This window comes from Gordonia polyisoprenivorans (assembly GCF_017654315.1).
In the GTDB taxonomy this organism is placed as follows: Bacteria; Actinomycetota; Actinomycetes; order Mycobacteriales; family Mycobacteriaceae; genus Gordonia; species Gordonia polyisoprenivorans_A.
In genome coordinates this window covers 1,119,577-1,140,037 of the sequence record NZ_CP072203.1, presented here as the reverse complement: position 1 = coordinate 1,140,037, position 20,461 = coordinate 1,119,577, and the positions used below count along the sequence as shown (strand labels likewise).

Annotated in this window: 18 protein-coding genes; 7 read left to right on the top strand and 11 right to left on the bottom strand. The window is 67.5% G+C overall.

From position 1 onward, the window contains the following. Positions 1 to 15: 15 nt before the first annotated feature. The 4 genes from J6U32_RS05240 to J6U32_RS05225 all read right to left on the bottom strand — a co-directional run bounded on the left by J6U32_RS05240 (position 16) and on the right by J6U32_RS05225 (position 3,764). Complete coding sequence (locus tag J6U32_RS05240; protein ID WP_208793859.1) at positions 16 to 1,041, bottom strand: phosphotransferase family protein; 1,026 nt, start codon at positions 1,039 to 1,041, stop codon at positions 16 to 18. Continuing rightward, positions 1,038 to 2,255 (bottom strand): acyl-CoA dehydrogenase family protein, encoded by a 1,218-nt coding sequence (locus J6U32_RS05235; RefSeq protein ID WP_208793858.1) that lies wholly within the window; start codon positions 2,253 to 2,255, stop codon positions 1,038 to 1,040. Before J6U32_RS05235 ends, J6U32_RS05240 begins: the two co-directional genes overlap by 4 nt. Positions 2,256 to 2,352: 97 nt before the next feature. Then, positions 2,353 to 3,051 carry a TetR/AcrR family transcriptional regulator gene (locus tag J6U32_RS05230; RefSeq protein ID WP_208793857.1) on the bottom strand — a complete coding sequence of 233 codons (699 nt, stop codon included), beginning with the start codon at positions 3,049 to 3,051 and terminating at the stop codon, positions 2,353 to 2,355. Beyond that, on the bottom strand, positions 3,048 to 3,764 hold the full coding sequence (locus J6U32_RS05225) for a TetR/AcrR family transcriptional regulator (protein ID WP_244332617.1): 717 nt from the start codon (positions 3,762 to 3,764) through the stop codon (positions 3,048 to 3,050). The genes J6U32_RS05230 and J6U32_RS05225 overlap by 4 nt, the downstream gene beginning before the upstream one ends. Before the next feature lie 121 nt (positions 3,765 to 3,885). Here J6U32_RS05225 and J6U32_RS05220 point away from each other — a divergent pair, with 121 nt between their 5' ends. Then, the gene (locus tag J6U32_RS05220) at positions 3,886 to 4,860 is read left to right on the top strand and encodes an oxygenase MpaB family protein (protein WP_208793855.1); all 975 of its coding nucleotides are present in this window, start codon (positions 3,886 to 3,888) and stop codon (positions 4,858 to 4,860) included. 15 nt (positions 4,861 to 4,875) lie between these two features. Here the strand turns inward: J6U32_RS05220 and J6U32_RS05215 are convergent, their stop codons facing one another. Both J6U32_RS05215 and J6U32_RS05210 read right to left on the bottom strand, forming a co-directional pair. Next, the gene (locus J6U32_RS05215; protein ID WP_208793854.1) at positions 4,876 to 6,159 is read right to left on the bottom strand and encodes an alpha-hydroxy-acid oxidizing protein; all 1,284 of its coding nucleotides are present in this window, start codon (positions 6,157 to 6,159) and stop codon (positions 4,876 to 4,878) included. A 70-nt stretch (positions 6,160 to 6,229) separates the two neighbouring features. Further along, positions 6,230 to 6,742, bottom strand: coding sequence for a hypothetical protein (locus tag J6U32_RS05210; protein WP_208793853.1), 513 nt, complete (start codon positions 6,740 to 6,742; stop codon positions 6,230 to 6,232). Positions 6,743 to 6,853: 111 nt separating this feature from the next. Between J6U32_RS05210 and J6U32_RS05205 the strand changes: the two genes are divergently transcribed. Together J6U32_RS05205 and J6U32_RS05200 are read left to right on the top strand one after the other, a co-directional pair. After that, positions 6,854 to 8,011 (top strand): sensor histidine kinase, encoded by a 1,158-nt coding sequence (locus J6U32_RS05205; protein ID WP_208793852.1) that lies wholly within the window; start codon positions 6,854 to 6,856, stop codon positions 8,009 to 8,011. Further along, positions 8,008 to 8,649: a response regulator gene (locus J6U32_RS05200; protein ID WP_208793851.1), complete on the top strand. Its 642-nt coding sequence runs from the start codon at positions 8,008 to 8,010 to the stop codon at positions 8,647 to 8,649. The genes J6U32_RS05205 and J6U32_RS05200 overlap by 4 nt, the downstream gene beginning before the upstream one ends. A gap of 99 nt (positions 8,650 to 8,748) precedes the next feature. Here J6U32_RS05200 and J6U32_RS05195 read toward each other — a convergent pair whose 3' ends face one another. Next, entirely contained in the window at positions 8,749 to 9,369 is a 621-nt protein-coding gene (locus tag J6U32_RS05195; RefSeq protein ID WP_208793850.1) for a LysE/ArgO family amino acid transporter, read from the bottom strand. Positions 9,370 to 9,441: 72 nt separating this feature from the next. Between J6U32_RS05195 and J6U32_RS05190 the strand changes: the two genes are divergently transcribed. Further along, positions 9,442 to 10,362, top strand: a complete 921-nt coding sequence (locus tag J6U32_RS05190; RefSeq protein WP_208793849.1) for a LysR family transcriptional regulator ArgP — start codon at positions 9,442 to 9,444, stop codon at positions 10,360 to 10,362. On the opposite strand, the gene J6U32_RS05185 is transcribed toward J6U32_RS05190, so the two are convergent. Both J6U32_RS05185 and J6U32_RS05180 read right to left on the bottom strand, forming a co-directional pair. Continuing rightward, a complete protein-coding gene (locus tag J6U32_RS05185) occupies positions 10,353 to 11,717 on the bottom strand; it encodes an MFS transporter (RefSeq protein WP_208793848.1) in 1,365 nt (454 codons plus the stop codon). The genes J6U32_RS05190 and J6U32_RS05185 overlap by 10 nt on opposite strands. Positions 11,718 to 11,774: 57 nt before the next feature. Next, complete coding sequence (locus tag J6U32_RS05180) at positions 11,775 to 12,770, bottom strand: Ku protein (RefSeq protein WP_208793847.1); 996 nt, start codon at positions 12,768 to 12,770, stop codon at positions 11,775 to 11,777. A gap of 63 nt (positions 12,771 to 12,833) precedes the next feature. Here J6U32_RS05180 and J6U32_RS05175 point away from each other — a divergent pair, with 63 nt between their 5' ends. Both J6U32_RS05175 and J6U32_RS05170 read left to right on the top strand, forming a co-directional pair. Continuing rightward, a complete protein-coding gene (locus J6U32_RS05175) occupies positions 12,834 to 15,281 on the top strand; it encodes an ATP-dependent DNA ligase (protein ID WP_208793846.1) in 2,448 nt (815 codons plus the stop codon). A 35-nt stretch (positions 15,282 to 15,316) separates the two neighbouring features. Next, positions 15,317 to 16,087 (top strand): dienelactone hydrolase family protein, encoded by a 771-nt coding sequence (locus J6U32_RS05170; RefSeq protein ID WP_208793845.1) that lies wholly within the window; start codon positions 15,317 to 15,319, stop codon positions 16,085 to 16,087. Positions 16,088 to 16,101: 14 nt separating this feature from the next. Here J6U32_RS05170 and J6U32_RS05165 read toward each other — a convergent pair whose 3' ends face one another. Then, on the bottom strand, positions 16,102 to 16,956 hold the full coding sequence (locus J6U32_RS05165) for an SDR family NAD(P)-dependent oxidoreductase (protein ID WP_208793844.1): 855 nt from the start codon (positions 16,954 to 16,956) through the stop codon (positions 16,102 to 16,104). A gap of 141 nt (positions 16,957 to 17,097) precedes the next feature. Between J6U32_RS05165 and J6U32_RS05160 the strand changes: the two genes are divergently transcribed. Beyond that, positions 17,098 to 17,835 (top strand): metallophosphoesterase, encoded by a 738-nt coding sequence (locus J6U32_RS05160; RefSeq protein WP_208793843.1) that lies wholly within the window; start codon positions 17,098 to 17,100, stop codon positions 17,833 to 17,835. A 307-nt stretch (positions 17,836 to 18,142) separates the two neighbouring features. On the opposite strand, the gene J6U32_RS05155 is transcribed toward J6U32_RS05160, so the two are convergent. Continuing rightward, positions 18,143 to 20,410: a solute carrier family 23 protein gene (locus tag J6U32_RS05155; protein WP_244332615.1), complete on the bottom strand. Its 2,268-nt coding sequence runs from the start codon at positions 20,408 to 20,410 to the stop codon at positions 18,143 to 18,145. Positions 20,411 to 20,461 lie beyond the last annotated feature (51 nt).

Here is a 20,461-nt window from a genome sequence, read left to right as displayed (position 1 = left end):
ACTACCTCCGAGTGGTCACCCCACGTACCGCAAACCCGCGGCAATGAACTCCGCCGTCGCCTCCGATGCCTTCTCGGCGCCGGCCTCGGGGGATGCTCCGGCCCGGGCGCGGTGGCTGATGCCCTCGGCGATCACACCGAGTTTGAGGCTCGCCAACGCGAGGTAGAAGTCCCAGTCCCCCAGGTCGTTTCCGGTCGCGGTCACGTAGCGCTGGGCGATTTCGGAGGCCGAGGGATACCGCGGACTGGTCCATGCGGCGTCGAATCCGAGAACGGTGTCGAAGACCGGTTCGCGGTAGATACACATCAGGGCGACGTCGGTGATCGGGTCGCCGAGCGTCGACATCTCCCAATCCACCACCGCGGCAACCTTTCCGGGGTCGGTGGCGTCGAGGATGGTGTTGTCGACCCGGTAGTCGCCGTGCACGATCGTCGCGCGGGCCTCCTGTGGGACGCGGTCGGCGAGGATGCCACACAGCCGTTCCACATCGGGCAGCTCTCGGGTCTTGACGATGCCCCACTGACGCGCCCACAGTTTCACCTGGCGAGCGGCAAAGCCTGCGGGACGCCCGAATTCGCCGAGCCCGACCTTCTCGAAGTCGACGGCGTGCAGCGCCGCGAGGGTGGCGACGAGCCCGTCGAGGTTACGGTCGACCTCCGCATCGGAGAGCGCGTCGAGTTCTGCGGCGGTCCGGATGACGGTTCCGTCGATGAATTCGACGATGGTGCACGGCGCACCGAGGACCGCACCGTCGGCGTCGAAGGCGACGGTCGGCGCCACCGGGACGTCGGTGGCACCGAGCGCGCTGGTCACCGTCCACTCCCGCGCCATGTCGTGCGCGGACGGTGTGAGGCCTCCGGTGGGGGGGCGCCGGGCAATCCACTTCTTCACGCCGTCGGTGACCGAGAACGTCAGGTTGGACTTGCCGCCGCTGACCAGATCGATCTGCAGATCACCGGCGACGTCGACGTCGTTGTCCTCCAGGAACTTTCGCAGAACCGCGGGATCGAGGACGCTCCGGGGATCGAATGCGGTGCTCACTTGGCGGCCTCCGCGGCCGCAGCAGCCTTGCGGGCACGCCCGATGGTGCGACGGGCGATCGCCCACCGGTGCACCTCGGACGGTCCGTCGTAGACGCGGAAAGGCCGCAGTTCGTTGTGCAGGCGGGCGAGCGGCAGGTCGTCGGAGACGCCGGTGCCTCCACACATCTGGATGGAGCGATCCGCGATCCGGGTGAATGCCTCGGCGGCAAAGGTTTTCGCTATCGATGTCTCGTTGGACGCGTGGCCGCCGCGATCGAGCTCCGCACACGCCTTGACCAGCAGCGCACGGGCGGCCGCGAGGTCGATCTCATTGTCGGCGATCATCTGCTGGATCATGCCGAGGTCGGCGAGTTTGCCGCCGAAACCCTCACGGTGCGAGACATAGTCGACGGCGACGTCCTGACAACGCACCGCCGATCCCATCCAGCGCATCACGTGCGTCATGCGCGCCGGACCGAGCCGCACCTGGGCGTAGCGGTATCCCTCGTCGACTTCACCGAGCACGTCGGCATCGGGGACGAAGACGTCGGTGAACCGGACCTCGCAGTGACCGCCGACCATCGACCGGTCGGTGGTGTGGATGTGGCGGCCCACGGCGATGCCCTCGCGGTCGGCCGGAGCCAGGAACATCGTCGCACCGCCCCGGTCGCCGGGCGAGCCGGCGGTGCGAGCCATGATGATGAAGAATCCGGCGCCGTCGGCTCCGGTGATGAATCGCTTCTCGCCGTTGATCTTCCAGCCGCCGTCGACCTTGGTCGCGGCGGTGGCGAGGGCGTTGGGGTCCGAGCCGGCACCGGGCGACGGCTCGCTCATCGCGAACGCCGAGCGCACATCACCGGCCGCCAGGGGCGCGAGATAGGTGTGCCGCTGCTCTTCGCTCGCGATGTGGGCGAGCATGTGCACGTTGCCCTCGTCGGGCGCGCCGATGTGCAGCGCCACCGGGCCGAAGGTCGAGTAGCCGGCCGCCTCGAAGACCGGAGCGCGATCGGACATGTCGAGGCCGAGACCGCCGAATTCCACCGGCGCGTGCGGCGCGAAGATGCCCTCCGCCTTGGCCTTGGCGTTCATCTCCCGGCGGATCTCGTCGCCGCCTGCGGCTTCGATGTCACCGGCGAAGCGCTCCTCGATCGGCAGCACGTACTCTTTGATGAAGCGGGAGGTCTTGGCGACCAGATTCTCGACGTCGGCGCCGTAACTCAGGTCAATGGGCATTCGGTCTCCTCAACTGAAGCCCGATCAGCCGATGCCGACCGAGCGTTCGCTCTGTCGAGACCACACCTTGCCACCCCACCGGTCGTGGGTCAAGCGCTCAGCCCCGTCGGTAGCCGACGATCTCGCGGGCGAGAACCAGGTTCCGCCGGATCAATTCGTCGGCGCCGAGTTCGCCGTCGAGCTTGAACCAGGTCGACACGCCGACGCACATGGTCGCCACGGCACGCGCGGCATCCTTCGGGTACTCGGTCTCGAAGTCGCCCGCCTCCACCCCGGCGAAGACGATCTCATCGACCATGTGTTGCTGCCGATCCCGGTGCCCGATGTAGGTGGGCTTGTAGGAGTCGTCGAGGCTGCGGATCTCGGTCGATCCGACGAAGGCCTGTTCGCGGCGGTACATGTGGAAACGCAGCAGCGACTCGACGACGGCGTCGAAGCGTCTCACCGGCTCGGGCCCCGCCTCGCGGATCGCCTGCTCGGAGCGGGCCAGCAGATCGGTCATGGTGCGCTCGAGCAGGCCCTGCAGCAGCGACTGCTTGGACGGGTAGTGGTGATACAGCCCGGGCACCGACAGGCCGGCGCGTGCGGCGATCTCCCGGACCGAGGTGCCGTGATAGCCGTGCTCGGCGAAGGCGGCCAGCGCGGCGGCCAGCGGCACCGGCAGCTCGGCCTCGCCGTAATCGCGCCACGACGACGTGGTCTGCACACCCTCCGAGGCATGTGTTCCCTCGGGAACATCCGACCGGGAATCCGCTGCCGCCTCCTCGACCCCTGTGTCACCCACTCCGTCGCTCATGGCTCCAACATATCGTCACCACCGTCGGTGACCGCACCCACCAGCGACATCATCAGCCGCACGCTCAGCGCGACGAGCTCGTCGCGACCCAGCGGGATCTCCTCGTCGAGCCATGTGGAGACCAGACGACCGAGCCCCCCGACCTGGAACTGGGCCGCGGCGATGGCTTCCGGACCGACCTCCGTCGCGAGCGCATCGGAGGCGGTGTGCAGGGTCAACATCGCGAACAACCCGGTGGATTCGTTGCGTTTGGCGGCCACGACCGGCGACAGCAACGACGGCGAGAACAGCAACTGCCCCTTGCGCCGGTCGGCGTCGACGATGTCGACGATCGCACCGACGGCACCGGAGACCTTGCCGGCCACGCCGACGCCGGCGGCGAAGGCGGTCAGCGCCGCCTCCGAGATCTCCTCGATGACCCGGTCGAACGTGGCCGCCACCAGCGCGTCTGCCGACTCGAAACTCTCGTAGAAGTAGCGCGGGTTGAGCCCGGAGGCGCGGCAGATACCGCGCACCGTGACCGCCCCCTCGGCATCGAGGAGCTCCAGCGTCGCGTCCATCAGCGCCTCACGGCGACGGGAGATGCGCTCGTCGCCGTCGACGCCCCCATAGGAACGCAGCGGCGCACCGGCAGCCTGCGGGTCGGCGCGCACGGCATCCGGTTCGGACTGCGGTGTCTCATCGCGCGAGGAGCCGTCGGTCACGGCTCCCATCTTGTCATCCTCCCTTGACATCTTTCGGCGAGAACAGGTTCAATCAATCAGGAAACATCCGTTACCAGATTGCGCGACTCGAGGGGTTTCGCGCACATCCGGTCCGATCGGAGGTCGGGACATGACCACACAAGACGCCGCAGCACTCGGCAATTCAGGGCCACTCGGTAATTCAGCGGCACTCGGCGATTCACCACTGGCGCACGACAGCGCCCTCGAGGCCAACCTCGCCGCTCCCGCCCCGGATACCGAATTCCTGCCGCGCGCGGCGCGGATGTCGCGTGCCGAGCTCGACGCCCTGCCCGCGGCGAACATGGAGATGCTGGGCATCGCGACGCTGGCCGGTCCGGCCAACGTGATCATGCAGCTGGCGCTGCCGGCCGTCGGCTACGGCGTCTACGAGAGCCAGGTGGATTCGGGCAACCTGTTCAAGCATCCGGTCAAGCGCACCCGCACCACGCTCGCCTACCTCGCGGTCGCGGCCAGCGGCGATCCCAAGGTGCGCAAGGCCTATCGCCGCGCGGTCGGACGCTCGCACGCCAAGGTGCGCTCCACACCCGAGAGCCCGGTGAAGTACAACGCCTTCGATCCCGAGCTGCAACTGTGGGTTGCGGCCTGCCTCTACAAGGGCTGGGAGGACGTGCAGCGCATCTTCGGCGACCCCGACGCGATCACCGAGGAGGCTTACCAGGCCGGTGCCGTCATGGGCACCACCTTGCAGATGCCACGAGAGATGTGGCCGGCGACCCGCGCCGACTTCGACGACTACTGGAACGGCATGATCGATCGGCTCGAGATCGATCCGGTCATCCGCGAGCACCTCATGTCGATCGCTCGCATGGAGTTCGCCCACCCGATCGTCTCCCGGCTGTTCGGGTGGCATTCGGAGATCTTCACCCTCGGCTTCTTGCCCGAGGGCTTCCGCGCCGCCATGGGCATCGAGATGAAGCCGTGGCAGCAGCGATTCTTCGACGTGCACAACGCGATTGCCCGCGCGATCATCCAACGCCTGCCGAAGCCCTTGCGCGCCTTCCCGTTCAACCTGCTGCTCGCCGACGTGAAGTGGCGAATGCGGACCAAGCGCCCGCTGGTCTGAGGTCGCGGGCGGGTGTCAGATCCGCCGCAGCGCGTCGGTGCCCACTTCGTCCACCGAGCTGACGCCGGCCAGTCCGAGCGTGAGATCCAGCTCGGCGATGATGTTGGCCACCACGTCCCGGGCGCCGTCGGCGCCGGCGATCGCCAGCCCGTACATGTGCGGGCGACCGATGCACACCGCGTCGGCGCCGAGTGCCAGCGCCTTGAACACGTCTGCACCGGTGTAGATCCCGGAGTCGACGAGGACCTTGCACCGCCCGTCGACGACCGGTGCGATGTCGGTGAGCGCGTCCAGTGAGCTGATCTCACCGTCGATCTGGCGGCCACCGTGATTGGACACGATGATGCCGTCCACCCCCGCGTCGACGGCAGCGCGGGCGTCGTCGGGATGCAGCACTCCCTTGAGGACGATCGGCAGCGACGTCCGCTCACGCAGGGAGGCGATCTCGGTCCAGCTCAGCGACGGACGCGAGTAGATGTCGAGGAAGGTCTGCACACCCACGCGCGGTTCGGGTCGGATCAGGTTGCGCAGCAACGTTCCCGGCGTGTTGCGGGCTATCGAGAACAGGGTCTTGAGGGCGCCGAGGGAGATCTCGGGTCTCTCGCCGGACGCACCCGCGGCGAGGCCGGCGACGATCTCGGTGAACCGTGGGTCGGAGGTGTACTGGGCGATGCCCTCACCCTTGGCGAAGGGCAGCGAACCGAGGTTCAGGTCCTGGGGCCGCCATCCGAGCATCGTGGTGTCGAGGGTGACGGCGACGGCCTGGGCGCCGGCGTTCTCGGCGCGGCGCAACAGCGAGTCGACGAGATCGTCGTCGGTGGACCAGTACAGCTGAAACCAGCGTGGCGCAACGGATTTCACACGATCCATCTCGGCGGCCACCCGTTCCATCGGCGCACTGCCCTGATTGGAGAAGATGTAGGGCACACCGAGTTCGGCAGCCGCGTGCCCGATGTGGACGTCGGCGTCACGCATGGCCAGCCCGCCCGCCCCCACCGGCGCGAACAGGATCGGCGCGGGCAGCCGGGCGCCGAACAATTCCGTCTCGAGGCTGCGCTGCGACACGTCGCGCAGCACTCGCGGCACGATCGCCCACCGATCCAGGGCGGCCCGGTTGGCCGCCATCGTCCGGCCCTCCCCCGCACCGCCGGCGATGTAGGCCCACGCCCGCTGCGACATCGCCTTACGGGCACGACGCTCGAGTTCGGCGAAGTCGGTGGGCACCGCGGGGCGCCGGTCGTGAATGCCCGCGGTGTAGATGTCGTTCTGGCGGATGCGTCCCCACCCCGGCGTGGTCATCGCGACCTCCTCGTGTCGGCAGCCCGTGCGACGTCCGTCGTCGGGCATCGCAGTCGAAGATACGCACCGCTCACCCGGCGAGGCTGTGTGCGGTCCGGCCGTGGGCGAGCACGCGCTTGCGCGCCACGAGCCCCTGCACCCCGAGGCTGATGCCGAGGAACACCAGGATCGTCGCGCTCTCGAGCCCGCCGAGGCTGCCCCGTGGCTCGCCGAAGACCGTGGGGCCGAACACCGCGATGGCGAGGTGGGCGCCGATGGCGACGAACCACAGCGCGATGGTGACCGCATTGCCCCGCCGCACCATCACCCCGGCGGCGTTGCGGTAGATGTGCATCGTGTGAGCGCGCGGCACGGCGATGAGCGCGGCCACCACGAACCCGAGCAGTGTCGAGACGACCTCCCCGACCGTCACCCGCGGTGCGTGTTGGAGGTAGTTCACGGAGCTGACGACGCCGATCACCAGCAGGATCGCCGGGAGTTTCAGCGGGTTGTCTTTGATGGGCCGCTCGGTGAGTTGGCGGTAGAAGATGTAGCCGAGGACGATGACGCCGACCGCGATCGGCAGAGCTGTGTTTGTGGTCATGCCTCCACTCTCGCCAACTCTCGCGGCGAGGTCGTCCACCCCGGGGTGGATGCCGGGTTGATCTCTGCGCGTGCGACTCCGCGAGCGGGCACACCCTCGATACGGTGAGTCGTGCCCAGCATTGCGCGTGTTCTCAACCCCGGGCGGGCGAGCCCCGACGTCCTCGCGGTGCGGTATGCGGTCTGCGCGCTGGTGATCGCCTCGGCGGTGCTCGACACGACGTCGGTGCCACCGTGGCGCGTGGCGCCGGGCTGGATCGCCACCGCGGTTCTCGTGGTCTGCCTGGTGCGTGGGGGCATGCAACCCATGACCGCGCCGCGCTTTCTCGCCGCCACCTCACTCGGTGACTCGGCGATCGTCATCGGGGCCGCCTCGGTCGTCGGCGTCGCCTTCGCCGGCGGCGCGACCGTGTGGGTTCCCCAACTCGGCGTGGCCGCGTCCGCGCTCGCGCCCGTTGCCCTCCCCATGACCGCCGCCCTGGCCGCCGTCCCGATGCTCGCGCTGACGGTCCATTGGTCACAACTGCATCAATCCGGGTGGACGCTGGCGATCAATCTGATGGTCGCCGTGGTGGTGTTCGGGTGGGTGCATCTTCGGCGCTACCGGCGTGAGGTCACCGAAGTCGCTGCGGCACAACAGGAGATCATCGATTCCGAGCGCGCGCGTGCCGTCGAGGCGGAGAACCGTCGGGTGCTCGCCGCCCAACTCCACGACGTACTCGCCCACACCTTGTCCGGGTTGATCATCACCCTGCAGGGCGCCGCGCTCATCGCCCGACGCGAGGGCGTCTCCGCCGATCTCGCCGAGAAGCTGGACACCGCAACGAACTTGGCGAAGGACGGCCTCGGTGAGGCACGAGAAGCGGTCCGATCGTTGCGCGACGGACCCGCTGCGAGCGCCGCACCGTTGAGCGCCTGGCTGGAGCCGACGCTCCAACGTCTCGGTTCCGCAACCGGATTGCAGGTGACGGTCGCGGGTTCGCCCGACGATCTCGACGCCGAGTGGACCGCCGTCGCCCGATCGGTGGTGATGGAGGGGCTGACCAACTCGTTACGCCACGCCGCGGGTGCACCGGTGCGCATCGAGTTCGGGGTCGAGGGCCTCCGGATGCTCTCCGTCGGCGATCCCGACGGGTTCACCGATCGCGAACACGACAGCGGCGGATACGGTTTGGCCGGTCTCGCCGAACGGGTCGCGGCGGCCGGCGGTAGGCTGACCCACGGCCCGTGCGAGGAAGGATTCGAGCTCATCATGGCGGTGACGACGTGACGGTGACGGTGGTGATCGCCGACGATCAGACCGTGGTGCGCGAGGGCCTGCGGTCGATGCTCTCGCTGTTCGACACCATCGCGGTCCTCGGGGTAGCGGCCTCGGCCGAATCCGCCCTCGACCTCGTCGCCGGGACCGACCCCGACGTACTGCTCACCGATCTCCGCATGCCCGGCATCGGCGGCATCGAGGGAATACGACGGCTGCGCGCCGACGGATCACGCACTGCCGCAGTGGCATTGACGACCTACGACGACGACACCACGATCGTCGAGGCACTCGACGCCGGGGCCGTCGGATTCCTCAACAAGGACGCCGATCCCGAGGCCATCGAGGCGGCGGTGCTCGCCGCGGCCGGCGGTCGGTCGATGCTCGACGAGAAGGCGTTGCGCGCGGTCTTGTCCCACGAGCGGTCGGCTGCGCCGGCAGCACCGACCGAGGCGCCCGACGGTCTCACCGAACGCGAGGTGGAGGTGCTCGGCCTGATCGCGCAGGCGATGTCGAACCAACAGATAGCCTCCCACCTCGTCGTCGGCGTGAGCACCGTCAAGACCCACGTCAACCACCTGCTCGCCAAGACCGCATGCCGCGACCGTGCGGCGCTGGTGGCCTACGCGTATCGGCACGGCCTGGTCTGAGCCCGCGAGGCGCTGCGAATGTGTGCCGACTTCGGGTTTGTGCGTCCTGCAGGACACACATCGCCGAGGTCGACACACAAACGCACCGGTGTCGACGCCCTACGCCGACCCCACCAGCGCAGCGCCCATCCCGATCATGACCACGGCGACGACGGCGTCGAGGATGCGCCATGCGACGGGTTTGGCGAAGATCGGCGCCATGCGGCGACCACCGCCGCCCAGCAGTGAGAACCAGATCAGGCTCGCGCAGCAGGCGCCGATCGCGAAGGCCCACTTGCCGTTTCCGTGGCTGTTGGCGATGGCGCCCATGGTGAGCACGGTGTCGAGATAGACGTGCGGATTGAGCCAGGTGAGGGCCAGCGCGGTGCCGATCGCCACCCAGCGGCTCGCCGTGGTGACCTCGCCGGCGTTGTCGACGATCGCCTCCCGACTGCGCAGACAGCGACGGGCGGCCATCAGCCCGAGCACGATCACATACGCCCCGCCGAGGTACTTGGCCGCGGTCACCACGCTCGGGTGGGCGTTCACGAGCGCACCGAGGCCGGCCACGCCCGCGGTGATGAGCACGACGTCGGAGATCGCGCAGACCGCCACCACCGGGGCCACATGGACGCGTCGCACACCCTGCTGCAGAACGAAGATGTTCTGCGGTCCGATCGCGATGATCAGCCCGGCGCCGGTCAGCAGGCCGGCCAGCGCCGGCAGCAGGAATGCGTTCATAACGACAACGCTAGGAGCGTCAAAATCCGAAGACCAGCGAATGCTTCTCATGAATCATTAGAGTGACTTAATATGGATGTCAGTCAGGACGGCCTGCAGACGCTGGCGACCGTGTTGCGTGCCGGCACTTTCGAGGCCGCGGCGGCACAGTTGCACGTCACGCCGTCGGCGATCAGCCAGCGCATCAAGGCCATGGAGCACTCCGTCGGTCGGGTGCTGGTCCAGCGCACCAAACCGGTGCGGGCGACGCGTGACGGGGAGGTGTTGCTCCGTCTGGCCGAACAGTGGGAACTGCTGGCCACCGAGGCGCGGCTGGAGCTGGCGGGCGCGCCCTCCGACGGCGCTCACGACGCCGACCAACCCCTCGTGCACCTACCGATCGCGGCCAACGCCGACTCGCTGGCCACCTGGCTGCTGCCCGCGCTGGCCCGCTTTCATCACGGCCATCTGGCCGCCGTCGAGGTGATCCGCGACGACGAGAGCCGCAACGCCGACCATCTGCGGACCGGTGAGGTGCTGGGGGCGATCAGCTCGGTCCCGGACCGCATCCGCGGCTGCCGGATGCAGACGCTCGGCGTCATGCGCTACATCCCGGTCGCCACCCCGGACTACCTGGCCCGATGGATGCCGGACGGTCCGACCGAGGCCGCGTTGGCCCGGGCGCCGATGGTGCAGTACGACCGCAGCGACAATCTGCAGCGCGAGGTACTGCGCATGCTCAGTCCGTCACCGGCCGATCCGCCGGCGGTCTACATCCCGGCCTCCACCGAGTACCACCGAGCGGTCGAATACGGGATGGGCTGGGGAGCGGTGCCGCGGGTGCAGATCGCCGACGCGCTCGACTCGGGACGCCTGGTCACCTTCACCGACCGGCGCGTCGACGTCCCGCTCTACTGGCATTACTGGAAGCTCGCCTCGCCCCTGCTCTCGGCACTGACGGAGTCGATCGTCGAGGCCGCCGCGGAGTTCCTCGGCGCGGCGGATCAGTCCTGATCGGACGCCCTGACGTGGTCGGCGTCGACATATGCCGACGCCGACATCTCGTCGTGCATCACCGCGACGGCCGGCCCGGGAGTGGACAGATCGAGCGGGTGATCGATCTCGTCACGCCACAGTCGGGCCGCGACGTAGAAGACCGCCGCGAAGGGGACCGGCGCCAGTCCGCACACCACGAACGTCGCGGTGAGTCCGATCGCGTGGCTGACGGGGGCCGCCAACGCCATCGACACCGGCATCAGCACCACCGAGACGAAGAAATCCAGGCTGGCCACCCGGCCCAGCAGCGCAGGCGGGACGCGGCGCTGTAACAGCGTGCCCCACAACACCATCGGCCCGTCGAACAGCACCCCCATGATGAATCCGGCGATGATGAACACCCACGTGTGCCCGGCAACACCCATGAGCACCAACGGGATCGACGACCAGCCCCACAGTCCGAACATCAACGTGAGGTATCGCCGCGGCATCGGGATCGAGGCGAACACCAGCGAGCTGATCGCAGCGCCGGCGCCGAAGGCTGCAAGCACCAGCGAATGATCACCGGCGCCGCCGTGCACCCGCTCCTGCAACGCGAACGGGATGAGTACCTCGATCGGCCCCATCGTCGCCAGCACGAGGATGGTCGCGAAGAACAGCGTCGACCACAACCACGGGGTGCGCCACATGTAGGCGAATCCCTCCGCCAGATCGCTGACGATCGAGGCAATCGCGGGACCGCGCAAGGTCTTCGGGTCACGACGCAACGGCACCGGACGCATCCGCAGATAGCACAGTGCCGAGCCGACACTGGCCACCGCGGCGACGAGCGCCGCCTGGGCGGGCGCGGCCGCGGCGATCACCGCTCCGGCGATCATCGGGCCGGCCGCCTGGAACAGCACCGGCCGGACGATGCCCTCGATGCCGTTGGCGGCCTGGAGTTCATCGGCGGCGACGATGCCCGGCAACAACGCCGAGTATGCGGGGTAGTACATGCCCGTGGTGATCCCGCCGAAGACGGCCGCCACGGCCACGATGGGCATCGTCAGGACCCCGCCGATCGCGCAGAACGCCACGACCGCGAAGACCGCCATCTTGACGATCTCGAGCCCGATGATGATGGAACGCTGCGACACCCGGTCGGCTAGCACGCCGCCGGCCAGCGTCGAGATCACCATGCCGACCGCGGCCAGGCCGGTCGCCAGCGACACCTGGCCCGGTCCCCCGCCGAGACCGATAACCTGCCACACCAGCGTGATCGTCCACACGCCGTCGGAGAACAGGGCGAACATCAGGCCCGCAGCGAGCAACCGGTACTGCCCACCGCCGAAGGGGCGCAGCGCGCGCGGCAGGGTGGACGTCGACGAACTCACCTCACGAGCTTGCCCGACACCGGGCGTCGGCGGCCACCGATTTTCGCCGCGCGCGACTCAGCTCGCGCGGCGTGAGGTCTTCTTCGCCGCGGTCTTCGACTCGTCGTCGGATCCCGACGACGCCGTCTTCTTCGCCGGAGCCTTCTTCGCTGCGGCCTTCTTGGCCGGCGCCTTCTTTGCGGCCGTTTTCTTCGCCGGAGCCTTCTTGGCGGCCCTCTTCGCCGGCGCCTTCGATGCGCCGACGTCGTCGGCCTCCTCGGCCGGCCCGCGGTCCTTCACCGATGCCCGCAGCGCGGCGAGCAGATCAGCGACCTCGGAGTCCTCATCCTCGGTGGAGTTCTCCTCGGCTTCCGGGAATGCCTCGGAGCCATCGGATTTCGCGTCGATCAGTTTGGCCAGTTCTTCCTGATAGGTATCGGAGAACTCGCTCGGGTCGTAGTCCTGCGCCATCGAATCGATCAGCGACGACGCCATCGTCAGTTCCTGGTCCCGGATCTCGACGTCGTCGTCGAGGAAACCGAAGTCGGGCTTGCGGACCTCGTCGGGCCACAACAGCGTCTGCAGCGTCATCACGCCGGGCTCGATGACCCGCAGTGCCGCCATCCGGGTCCGGTTGCGCAGGGTGAACGACGCGATGGCGAGCCGGTCGGTTTCCTGCAGCGCCCGCGCGAGCAGCACATAGGCCTTCGGTGACTTCGACGACGGTTCGAGATAGTAGGGCTTGTCGAAGTAGATCGGATCGACCTGGTCGACCGGCACGAATTCCAGAATCGAGATCTCCGGACTCTTCTGCACGGGCAGGGACGCGAGATCGTCCTTGGTGAGGATCACCGTGTCGCCCGCCGAGGATTCGTAGGCGTTGGCGATGTCGGAGAACTCAACCTCGGTGTCGGTACCCTCACGGACCCGTCGATAGCGGATGCGGGTGCCATCGGAGGAGTCGACCTGATAGGACTTCCGGTCGTGGCTTTCCGTGGCCGAATAGACCTTGACCGGCACGTTGACCAGACCAAAGCTCAGATCGCCCTTCCAGATCGAGCGCATGGTCGCCATTGTGCCATCCTCACCCGGTCTCTGCGGGTCCCACGCCCATCTCGGACGTGGCAGGCTTGAACCATGGCGTCCGGGCAGACACTCGAGGTGGATGGGCACACCATCTCGGTGACCAACCTGGCCAAGGTGCTCTATCCGTCGACCGGCACCCGCAAGTTCGACGTCATCGACTATTACGCGCGGATCGCCGAGGTGATGCTCCCGCATCTCGCCGATCGTCTCGTCACCCGCAAACGCTGGCCCAACGGCGTCGACTCCACCCCGTTCTTCGAGAAGTCGGTCCCCGAGGGCATCCCCGACTGGGTGACCCGGCGCGGAGTCGAACACAGCAGCCGGATCATCGAGTACGTCGTCGCCGATTCGCCCGCAACACTGGTGTGGCTGGCGCAGATGGCGGCACTCGAGTTGCACACGCCGCAATGGCGACTGCCCCGAGACGATGCCCTCGCCGACTTCGCCGCCGAGGGTCCCAGGGCCAATCGTCTCGTCCTCGACCTCGATCCCGGGCCCGGGGTCACTCTCGCGCAGTGCGGTGACATCGCCCGCGACATCCACGACATGCTCGACGCCGCCGGACTGGATTCGTACCCGGTCACCAGTGGTGGCAAGGGAATTCACGTGTATGCGAGGTTCCCGACCCCGGTGTCGGCGGATTCGGCGCGAACGGTCGCCAAGCAGATCGCCACCTCACTGGCCCAGCAGCAGCCCGATCTGGTCACCGCGACCATGGCGAAATCCGAACGGCCCCACAAAGTATTCATCGATTGGAGCCAGAACAGCGCGTCCAAGACCACACTCGCGCCGTATTCCCTGCGGGGCCGCGAGCAGCCGTGGGTGGCCGCACCCCGGACCTGGGACGAGATGGCCGATCCCGACCTGACGCAGTTGCTCTACACCGAGGTCCTCGAACGGATCGAGGAGTATGGGGATCTCCTCGACGGACTCGACGACGATGGGCCGCCGGCCGGACCCGACGACTCGGGCGACTCGGGCGATGCGGTTGATATTGCGGTACAGCCCGATTCGGGCACCTCCGAGAGTGGTCAGGTGATCAACCTGCGCGAGTACCGCCGCAAACGCAACGCCGCGGTCACCCCGGAACCCTTCGGTGACAAAAGGTTCAGGGACACCGAATTCACGAAGTCACGATCCGGCAAGGACGAGGCCCGGGTATCACGTGGGCAGGAGCCGGGTGGGCCGATCTTCGTGATCCAGGAACACCACGCCCGTCGGTTGCACTACGACTTCCGGCTCGAACACGATGGTGTGCTGGTGAGTTGGGCCGTGCCGAAGAACCTGCCCGACGATCCCGACCAGAACCGTCTCGCCGTGCAGACCGAGGACCATCCCATGGACTACGCCGACTTCTCCGGCGACATCCCGGCCGGCGAGTACGGCGGCGGACATGTGGAGATCTGGGATCGCGGCACCTATGAGACCGAGAAGTGGCGCGCCGACGAGATCATCGTCCGGCTGCACGGTGACCGCATCCAAGGCCGGTACGCGCTGATCAAGACCGGCGAGAAGAACTGGCTCGCCCACCTGATGAGCGACGAACCACGACCGATCCTCCCGGAGAGCCTGCGCGATCCACGGCCGATGCTGGCCACCGACGAATCCATCGACAAACTCGACTCGAAGGACTGGGCCTTCGAGGGCAAGTGGGACGGGTATCGTCTCCTGGTCCGCTATATCGGTGGCGAATTCAAGCTCACCTCGCGCTCCGGCCTGGACATGACCGCCGACTTTCCCGAACTCGCCTGCATCACCGACGAACTCGGACTGATCGATGTCGTCCTCGACGGTGAGGTTGTCGCCCTCGATGCCACCGGCCGCACCAATTTCACATTGCTCGCCGGACGCAGATCCGCCGACGAGGACGTCACCCTCAAGCTGTATCTGTTCGACCTGCTCTACCTGAACGGGACGTCGCTGCTCCGCAAACCGTGGTCGCAGCGTCGCGAGCTGCTCGAGGAACTGGCCCCGGCCTTCCGCCGATCCCGCTACGTCGAGGTACCGCCGCTACTACCCGGGCCGGGCGCGGCGGCCGCCGAGTACAGCCGGGAACACGGGATGGAAGGCGTTGTCGCAAAACGTCGTTCGTCGACCTATCAGCAGGGGCGACGATCGAATTCGTGGCTCAAGCACAAGAACTGGAGCGACATCGAAGTCGTGATCGGCGGCTGGCGTCCGGGCCGCGGGAACCGCGCACACACCATCGGCTCTCTGCTGCTCGGCCTGCCCGAGGAGACCGGCCTGCGCTACGTGGGCCGCGTCGGTACCGGCTTCACCGAAGCCCAACTCAGCGCTCTCGCAGAAGAACTCGAGCCGCTGACCATCCGGCGGTCGCCGTTCCTGGACAAACTGGACCGGCCGGTCGCGGCGAATGCGGTGTGGGTACTGCCGAAGATCGTCGGCGAGGTGCGGTTCATGGACTGGACGAGCACCGGTCATCTCCGACATCCGAGCTGGCGGGGAATCCGGCGTGACAAACTCCCCGGCGACCTCTGACACACCCTCACTCCACTGCGATCGAAAGGACGATGATGACCGAGACCACCGGAGAGATGCTCACCATCACTGCGGCCGACGGGCCCGCCGAGGCGTACATGGCGCGGCCGGTGTCGGCCGACGCCGACGCCACCTGGCCCGGAGTGCTGTTTCTCATCGACGCGATCGGTCTGCGTCCGCAGATCGAGACGATGGTCGATCGGATCGCTTCGTGGGGCTATGTGGTGTTGGCGCCCAACGTGTTCTACCGCAGCGGCAGTGCTGCCGAGACCTCGCCGGACGGGCCGCTCCTCGACGATGACAGCCGAGCCGCCTTCTTCGCCGGGGTGCGACCCCGCATGCAGGCGCTCACCACCGACCTTGCCCGGCGTGATCTCGGCTCGTACCTCGATGCGCTGCATACTCAACCCGGGGTGCGGCCCGGTGCCATCGGTGTAACCGGATACTGCATGGGCGGACGGTTGGCGCTGTTGGCCGCCGCCACCCGTCCCGATGATGTTGCCGCCGTGGGCATGTTCCACACCGGCGGGGTGGTGACCGACGCTCCCGACAGCCCGCATCTGTCACTGGGCGACGTGCGCGCGGAGGTCCTCGCCGTGCACGCCGACCATGATCAGTCGATGCCCCCGGAGGCGATCGCCCAGTTCGAGCACGCCCTCACCTCGAGCGGGGTGACTCATCACGCGAGCGTGTATCCCGGTGCGGCGCACGGCTACACGATGGCCGACACCGCACCGTACAACCACGACGCGGCCGAGTACCACTACGCGGAGCTACAGAAGTTGTTCGACCGTACGCTGCACTGAGTCCGCGTCGAACGTCACAAGCCTTGACGGTCCCGCTGGCCGGCGACGAAACGTGTGGCCATGGTCTGCATGAGCCCGGGCGAGAACCGCGCGAACCGCCAGGCCATCCGGGCCTGCGCGGGCACCACGAGCAACGGTTGATGGCGCTCGATCGCCCGAAGGGTGTCCGACGCCAGGCGATCCGCCGGATACGGCGTCCGAATCCCTTGGCCCGAAAGGTAATACGTCCGCCCGGTGAAGCCACCGACGCCGTCGGCGTCGAGCATCGGGGTTTCCACCGCAGCCGGGCAGACCACGAGCACCCCCACCCCGTGCGCGGCGGCCTCGGTCCGCAACGCCAACGACAATCCGACGATCGCGTGTTTGCTCATCACGTAGCTGGTGAGCAAACCGGCCGCGGTGAGCCCGGCCATCGACGCGGTGTTGACGATGTGGCCCGATCCCTGCCGGATCATGTGCGGATACGCCGCGGTGACACCGTGCACGACGCCGCGGATGTTGACGTCGATGACCGCATCCCACTGCTCGGCCGCGAGTTCCTCGGTGTTGCCGCCCAGTGCGATCCCCGCGTTGTTGAACATCAGGTCGATGTGTCCGTGGTCGGCGACCACCGAGTCCACGACGGACCGTACGGCGTCGGCGTCGGCGTCGGTGACGTCGAGACCGACGGCACGGGCGTGTTCCGATCCGGTCGATTGCGCTGTTCTCGTCGCAGCCTGCTCGTCGATGTCGGCGCACCACACGTGGACACCGGCACTCGCGAGAGCCCGCGTGAAAGCCGCGCCGATCCCCGACCCGCCGCCGGTGACCACGGCCGTTCGGCCCGCGAGCGCGTGGTCGTCTCTATCTGCTTGCCGACGTCGCCTCATCGGGCAACCTTGACAGTGGGTGCATCAAGTGTCAATGACGTGGGTGCTCTCCGACACACCCGGCGCCGCACGTTCGCCCCTCGGCGCGCTCGCGTGATCTGATGCGGCTAGCCTCAGGGGTCAGTCGACAAGGGAGTGTGAGTGTTCGTCGTTGCCCATATCAGCGACCTCCATTTCAACGGAACACGGTTCAACCGTGCCCGGATCGAGTCGACCCTGAGTTACCTCAACGCGCGCGCCGACGGCATCGACGCGTTACTGGTCACCGGCGACATCGCCGACGAGGGCACACCGCGCGAGTATGTCGAGGCTTACCGTGTCCTGGATTCGCCGCTGCCGACGCTGGTCACCGTCGGCAACCACGACCTGCGTGAGAATTACAGCGAGGTACTCGGCGATGAGCGCAGCACGGCACCGGTCAACTCTTCGTTGCTCGTCGACGACGTGTTGTTGCTGTCGGTGGACAGTTCCATCCCCGGTCGCAACGACGGCTACCTCGACGACGACACCCTCGCGTGGATGTCCGCGCAGATCGACGCCGTCGGCGCCGATACCCGCGTCCTGGTGGCCTTTCACCATCCCCCCGTCACCATCGGCATGACCTTCATGGACACCATCCGCCAAACCGGTGAGGAGCGCCTCGCCGAGCTCGTGGCGACCCACCCGAACATCGTCGGCTTCGTTTGCGGTCACGCACATTCGGCGTGCGTCACCCGCTTCGCCGACCGGCCCCTGGCCATCGCCCCGGGCGTCGCCTCCACGCTGAACCTCCCGTTCGAAGGTACCGAGATCATCAACCGTGGCCAGCCACCGGGCATCGCATTCCACCTGATCGACGGCGACCGCCTCATCACCCATTTCCGCTCGGTGATGTTCTGAGCCCCGCCATCGATGGGTGAGGCGTGACGTCCCCCGATGGTCGAGGTGCGAGCCGCGTGCGGCGAGCCTCGAGACTGATTGCCAGAGAGCAGGTTCCGACACCACGCACACCGAATACTCTTCAGCACAAGAGGTCTCGAGGCTCCGTCGCTAAAGCTCCTCCGCACCTCGACCACCGGGTTGAAGACCGACTACCGGGCAGGACAGCCCCTCCCCGAGTAGATCACTACGTCACCCCCGATGGTCGAGGTGCGAGCCGCGTGCGGCGAGCCTCGAGACCGATTGCTACGGTGCTGGTTTCGGACCACTAGTGGTCGACGACCGGCTCCCGCTCCAGCATCCGGCTGACGTGGTGGCCCACGCCGGCGGCGTGCAGACCGGTCTGCGACACCTCGTAGACGCGGCCGGTCCGGATGTCGAAGTACAGACCGATAATTCGCAGGGAGGATTCGGCGGCGGCGCGGCCGGCGAGGTGGTGCCGACTCAGGGTTTCGACCTGTTTGGCGACGTTGACCACGGCGAGCTGGTCGATCTCGGTGAAACCCATGGCGGCAGCGGCACGTCCGGCCGGATGCCCCAGACGCATCGCGCTCACACTGGGCACCCCATGGCGCAGCCAGCGGGCCATCGACGTGTCGGCCGGAGCGGTATCGGCCTGCAGATGCAATGCGCGCATCGCGCCGCAGGACGAATGTCCGCACACCACCACCGAACTGACACCGACCTCGCTGATCGCGAAGTCCAGGGCGGCCTCGATCGAGCAGTCCGCGTGATCACCGGTCGGCACCAGGTTGCCCACGTTGCGCAGGGTGAACAGGTCACCCGGTCCGCTCGAGGTGATGATGTTGGGCATGATCCGGGAATCGGCACAGGTCAGGAAGAACGCGTCGGGCTCCTGATAGTCCACCACGTCGGACAGGTGCCCGCGCAGGACCTCGGCATGATCGCGGTGGTACTCGGTGACACCGGCCATGATCGAGCGCAACGGCGCCGGAACCTCGGCGACCTGCTCGTCGTCGGCGACGGTCGATCGGCTACGCCACGGGGTCAGGCCGACGATGCCGCCGGTATGGCGTCGCGGCGGAGCCTGCCAGGCGTGTTCGATTCGGGCACGGCCACGTTCGAGGATGATCACCTCACCACCGGCCGCGCGGCGGGCCCGAATCCAGTCCTCGAGCATCTCCGACGCGGCGTGGTCGAGGAAGTCGGTGTCGAGCTCGATCGTGACAGGCGCACCCTCCGGAATCCGGCGCAACAGGCTGTTCATCCGGGGCAGCGACAGGAAGCTCAACGAGCCACGCACTCGGACGATGTGGCGGCCGTCGGGCTGCTCCTCGGTGTGGGTGTCGGGGCGGATGACGCGCCACAGCACCAGAACCACGGCCAGTGCCAGACCGATCGCAACACCCTCGAGCAGATTGAGGAACACCACGGCCGTCACGGTGACGCCGTAAACCCACAGATCACCGGTCCGCAGAGCGGTTTTCATGTGTGCGAGCTTGACCAGCTGCATGCCGATGACCACCAGCAGCCCGGCCAACGCGGCGGTCGGGATCTGCTCGACGAGCGCGGTGAGGAACACCGCGAAGACGAACACCCAGACCCCGTGCAGGATCGCCGACCACCGCGTCCGCGCACCGGTCGCGACGTTGGTGGAGCTGCGCACGATGACACCGGTGACCGGCAGCCCGCCGAGCACACCCGACACCATGTTCGCGCTGCCCTGCCCGAGCAGTTCGCGGTTGAAGTTGCTGCGCGGGCCGTCGTGCATCTTGTCCACGGCAACCGCCGACAGCAGCGACTCGACGCTGGCGATCAGAGCCACCGTCAGCACGCCGAGGATGAACGCCGACCAGTTCCCGCGCGGGAGCTCGGGGAGCGCAATGGACTCGAAGAAGTTGCCGTCCAGTGTGATTCGCTTGACGTCGAGGCCTGCGATCATCGCCACCACCGTGGCGAGGACGATGGCACCGAGCGGACCGGGGACCTTGCGGACGGTCGCGGGCAGCCGCGGCCAGGCCAGCAACGCGGCGATGACGAGAAGTCCCACCGACGCCTCCGCGACATTCAACTCGATCAATTGATCGGGTAGTCCGGTGATGTTGGCAACCGCCGAACTCGACGAACTCCCACCGAGCAGAACATGAATCTGCTGGAGCGCGATGGTGATTCCGATACCGGCGAGCATCGCGTGTACGACCACCGGTGCGATCGCCAGTGCCGCCCCGGCGATTCGGCTGAGCCCGAACAGGATCTGCAGCACACCGGCGCACACGGTGATCGCGCAGGTGACCTTCCACCCGAAGTTGGCGACGAGCTCGGCCACGACCACCGTCAACCCGGCAGCCGGACCCGAAACCTGAAGGGGGCTACCGCCTATCACACCGGCGACCACACCGCCGATGACTGCGGCGATGAGACCGGCCATCACCGGGGCACCCGAGGCGATCGCGATTCCGATCGACAGCGGCAACGCCACGAGGAACACGACGAGCGATGCCGGCAGATCGTAGCGAATCACTTCTCGTATGGCCGGTCTTGAATGTATGTGCGATCGATCCCCGATTTTTGGCATGGGTCCGAAAGTACCGATAGCGCGTTACGTCCGTGTTGACCGATACGTGTG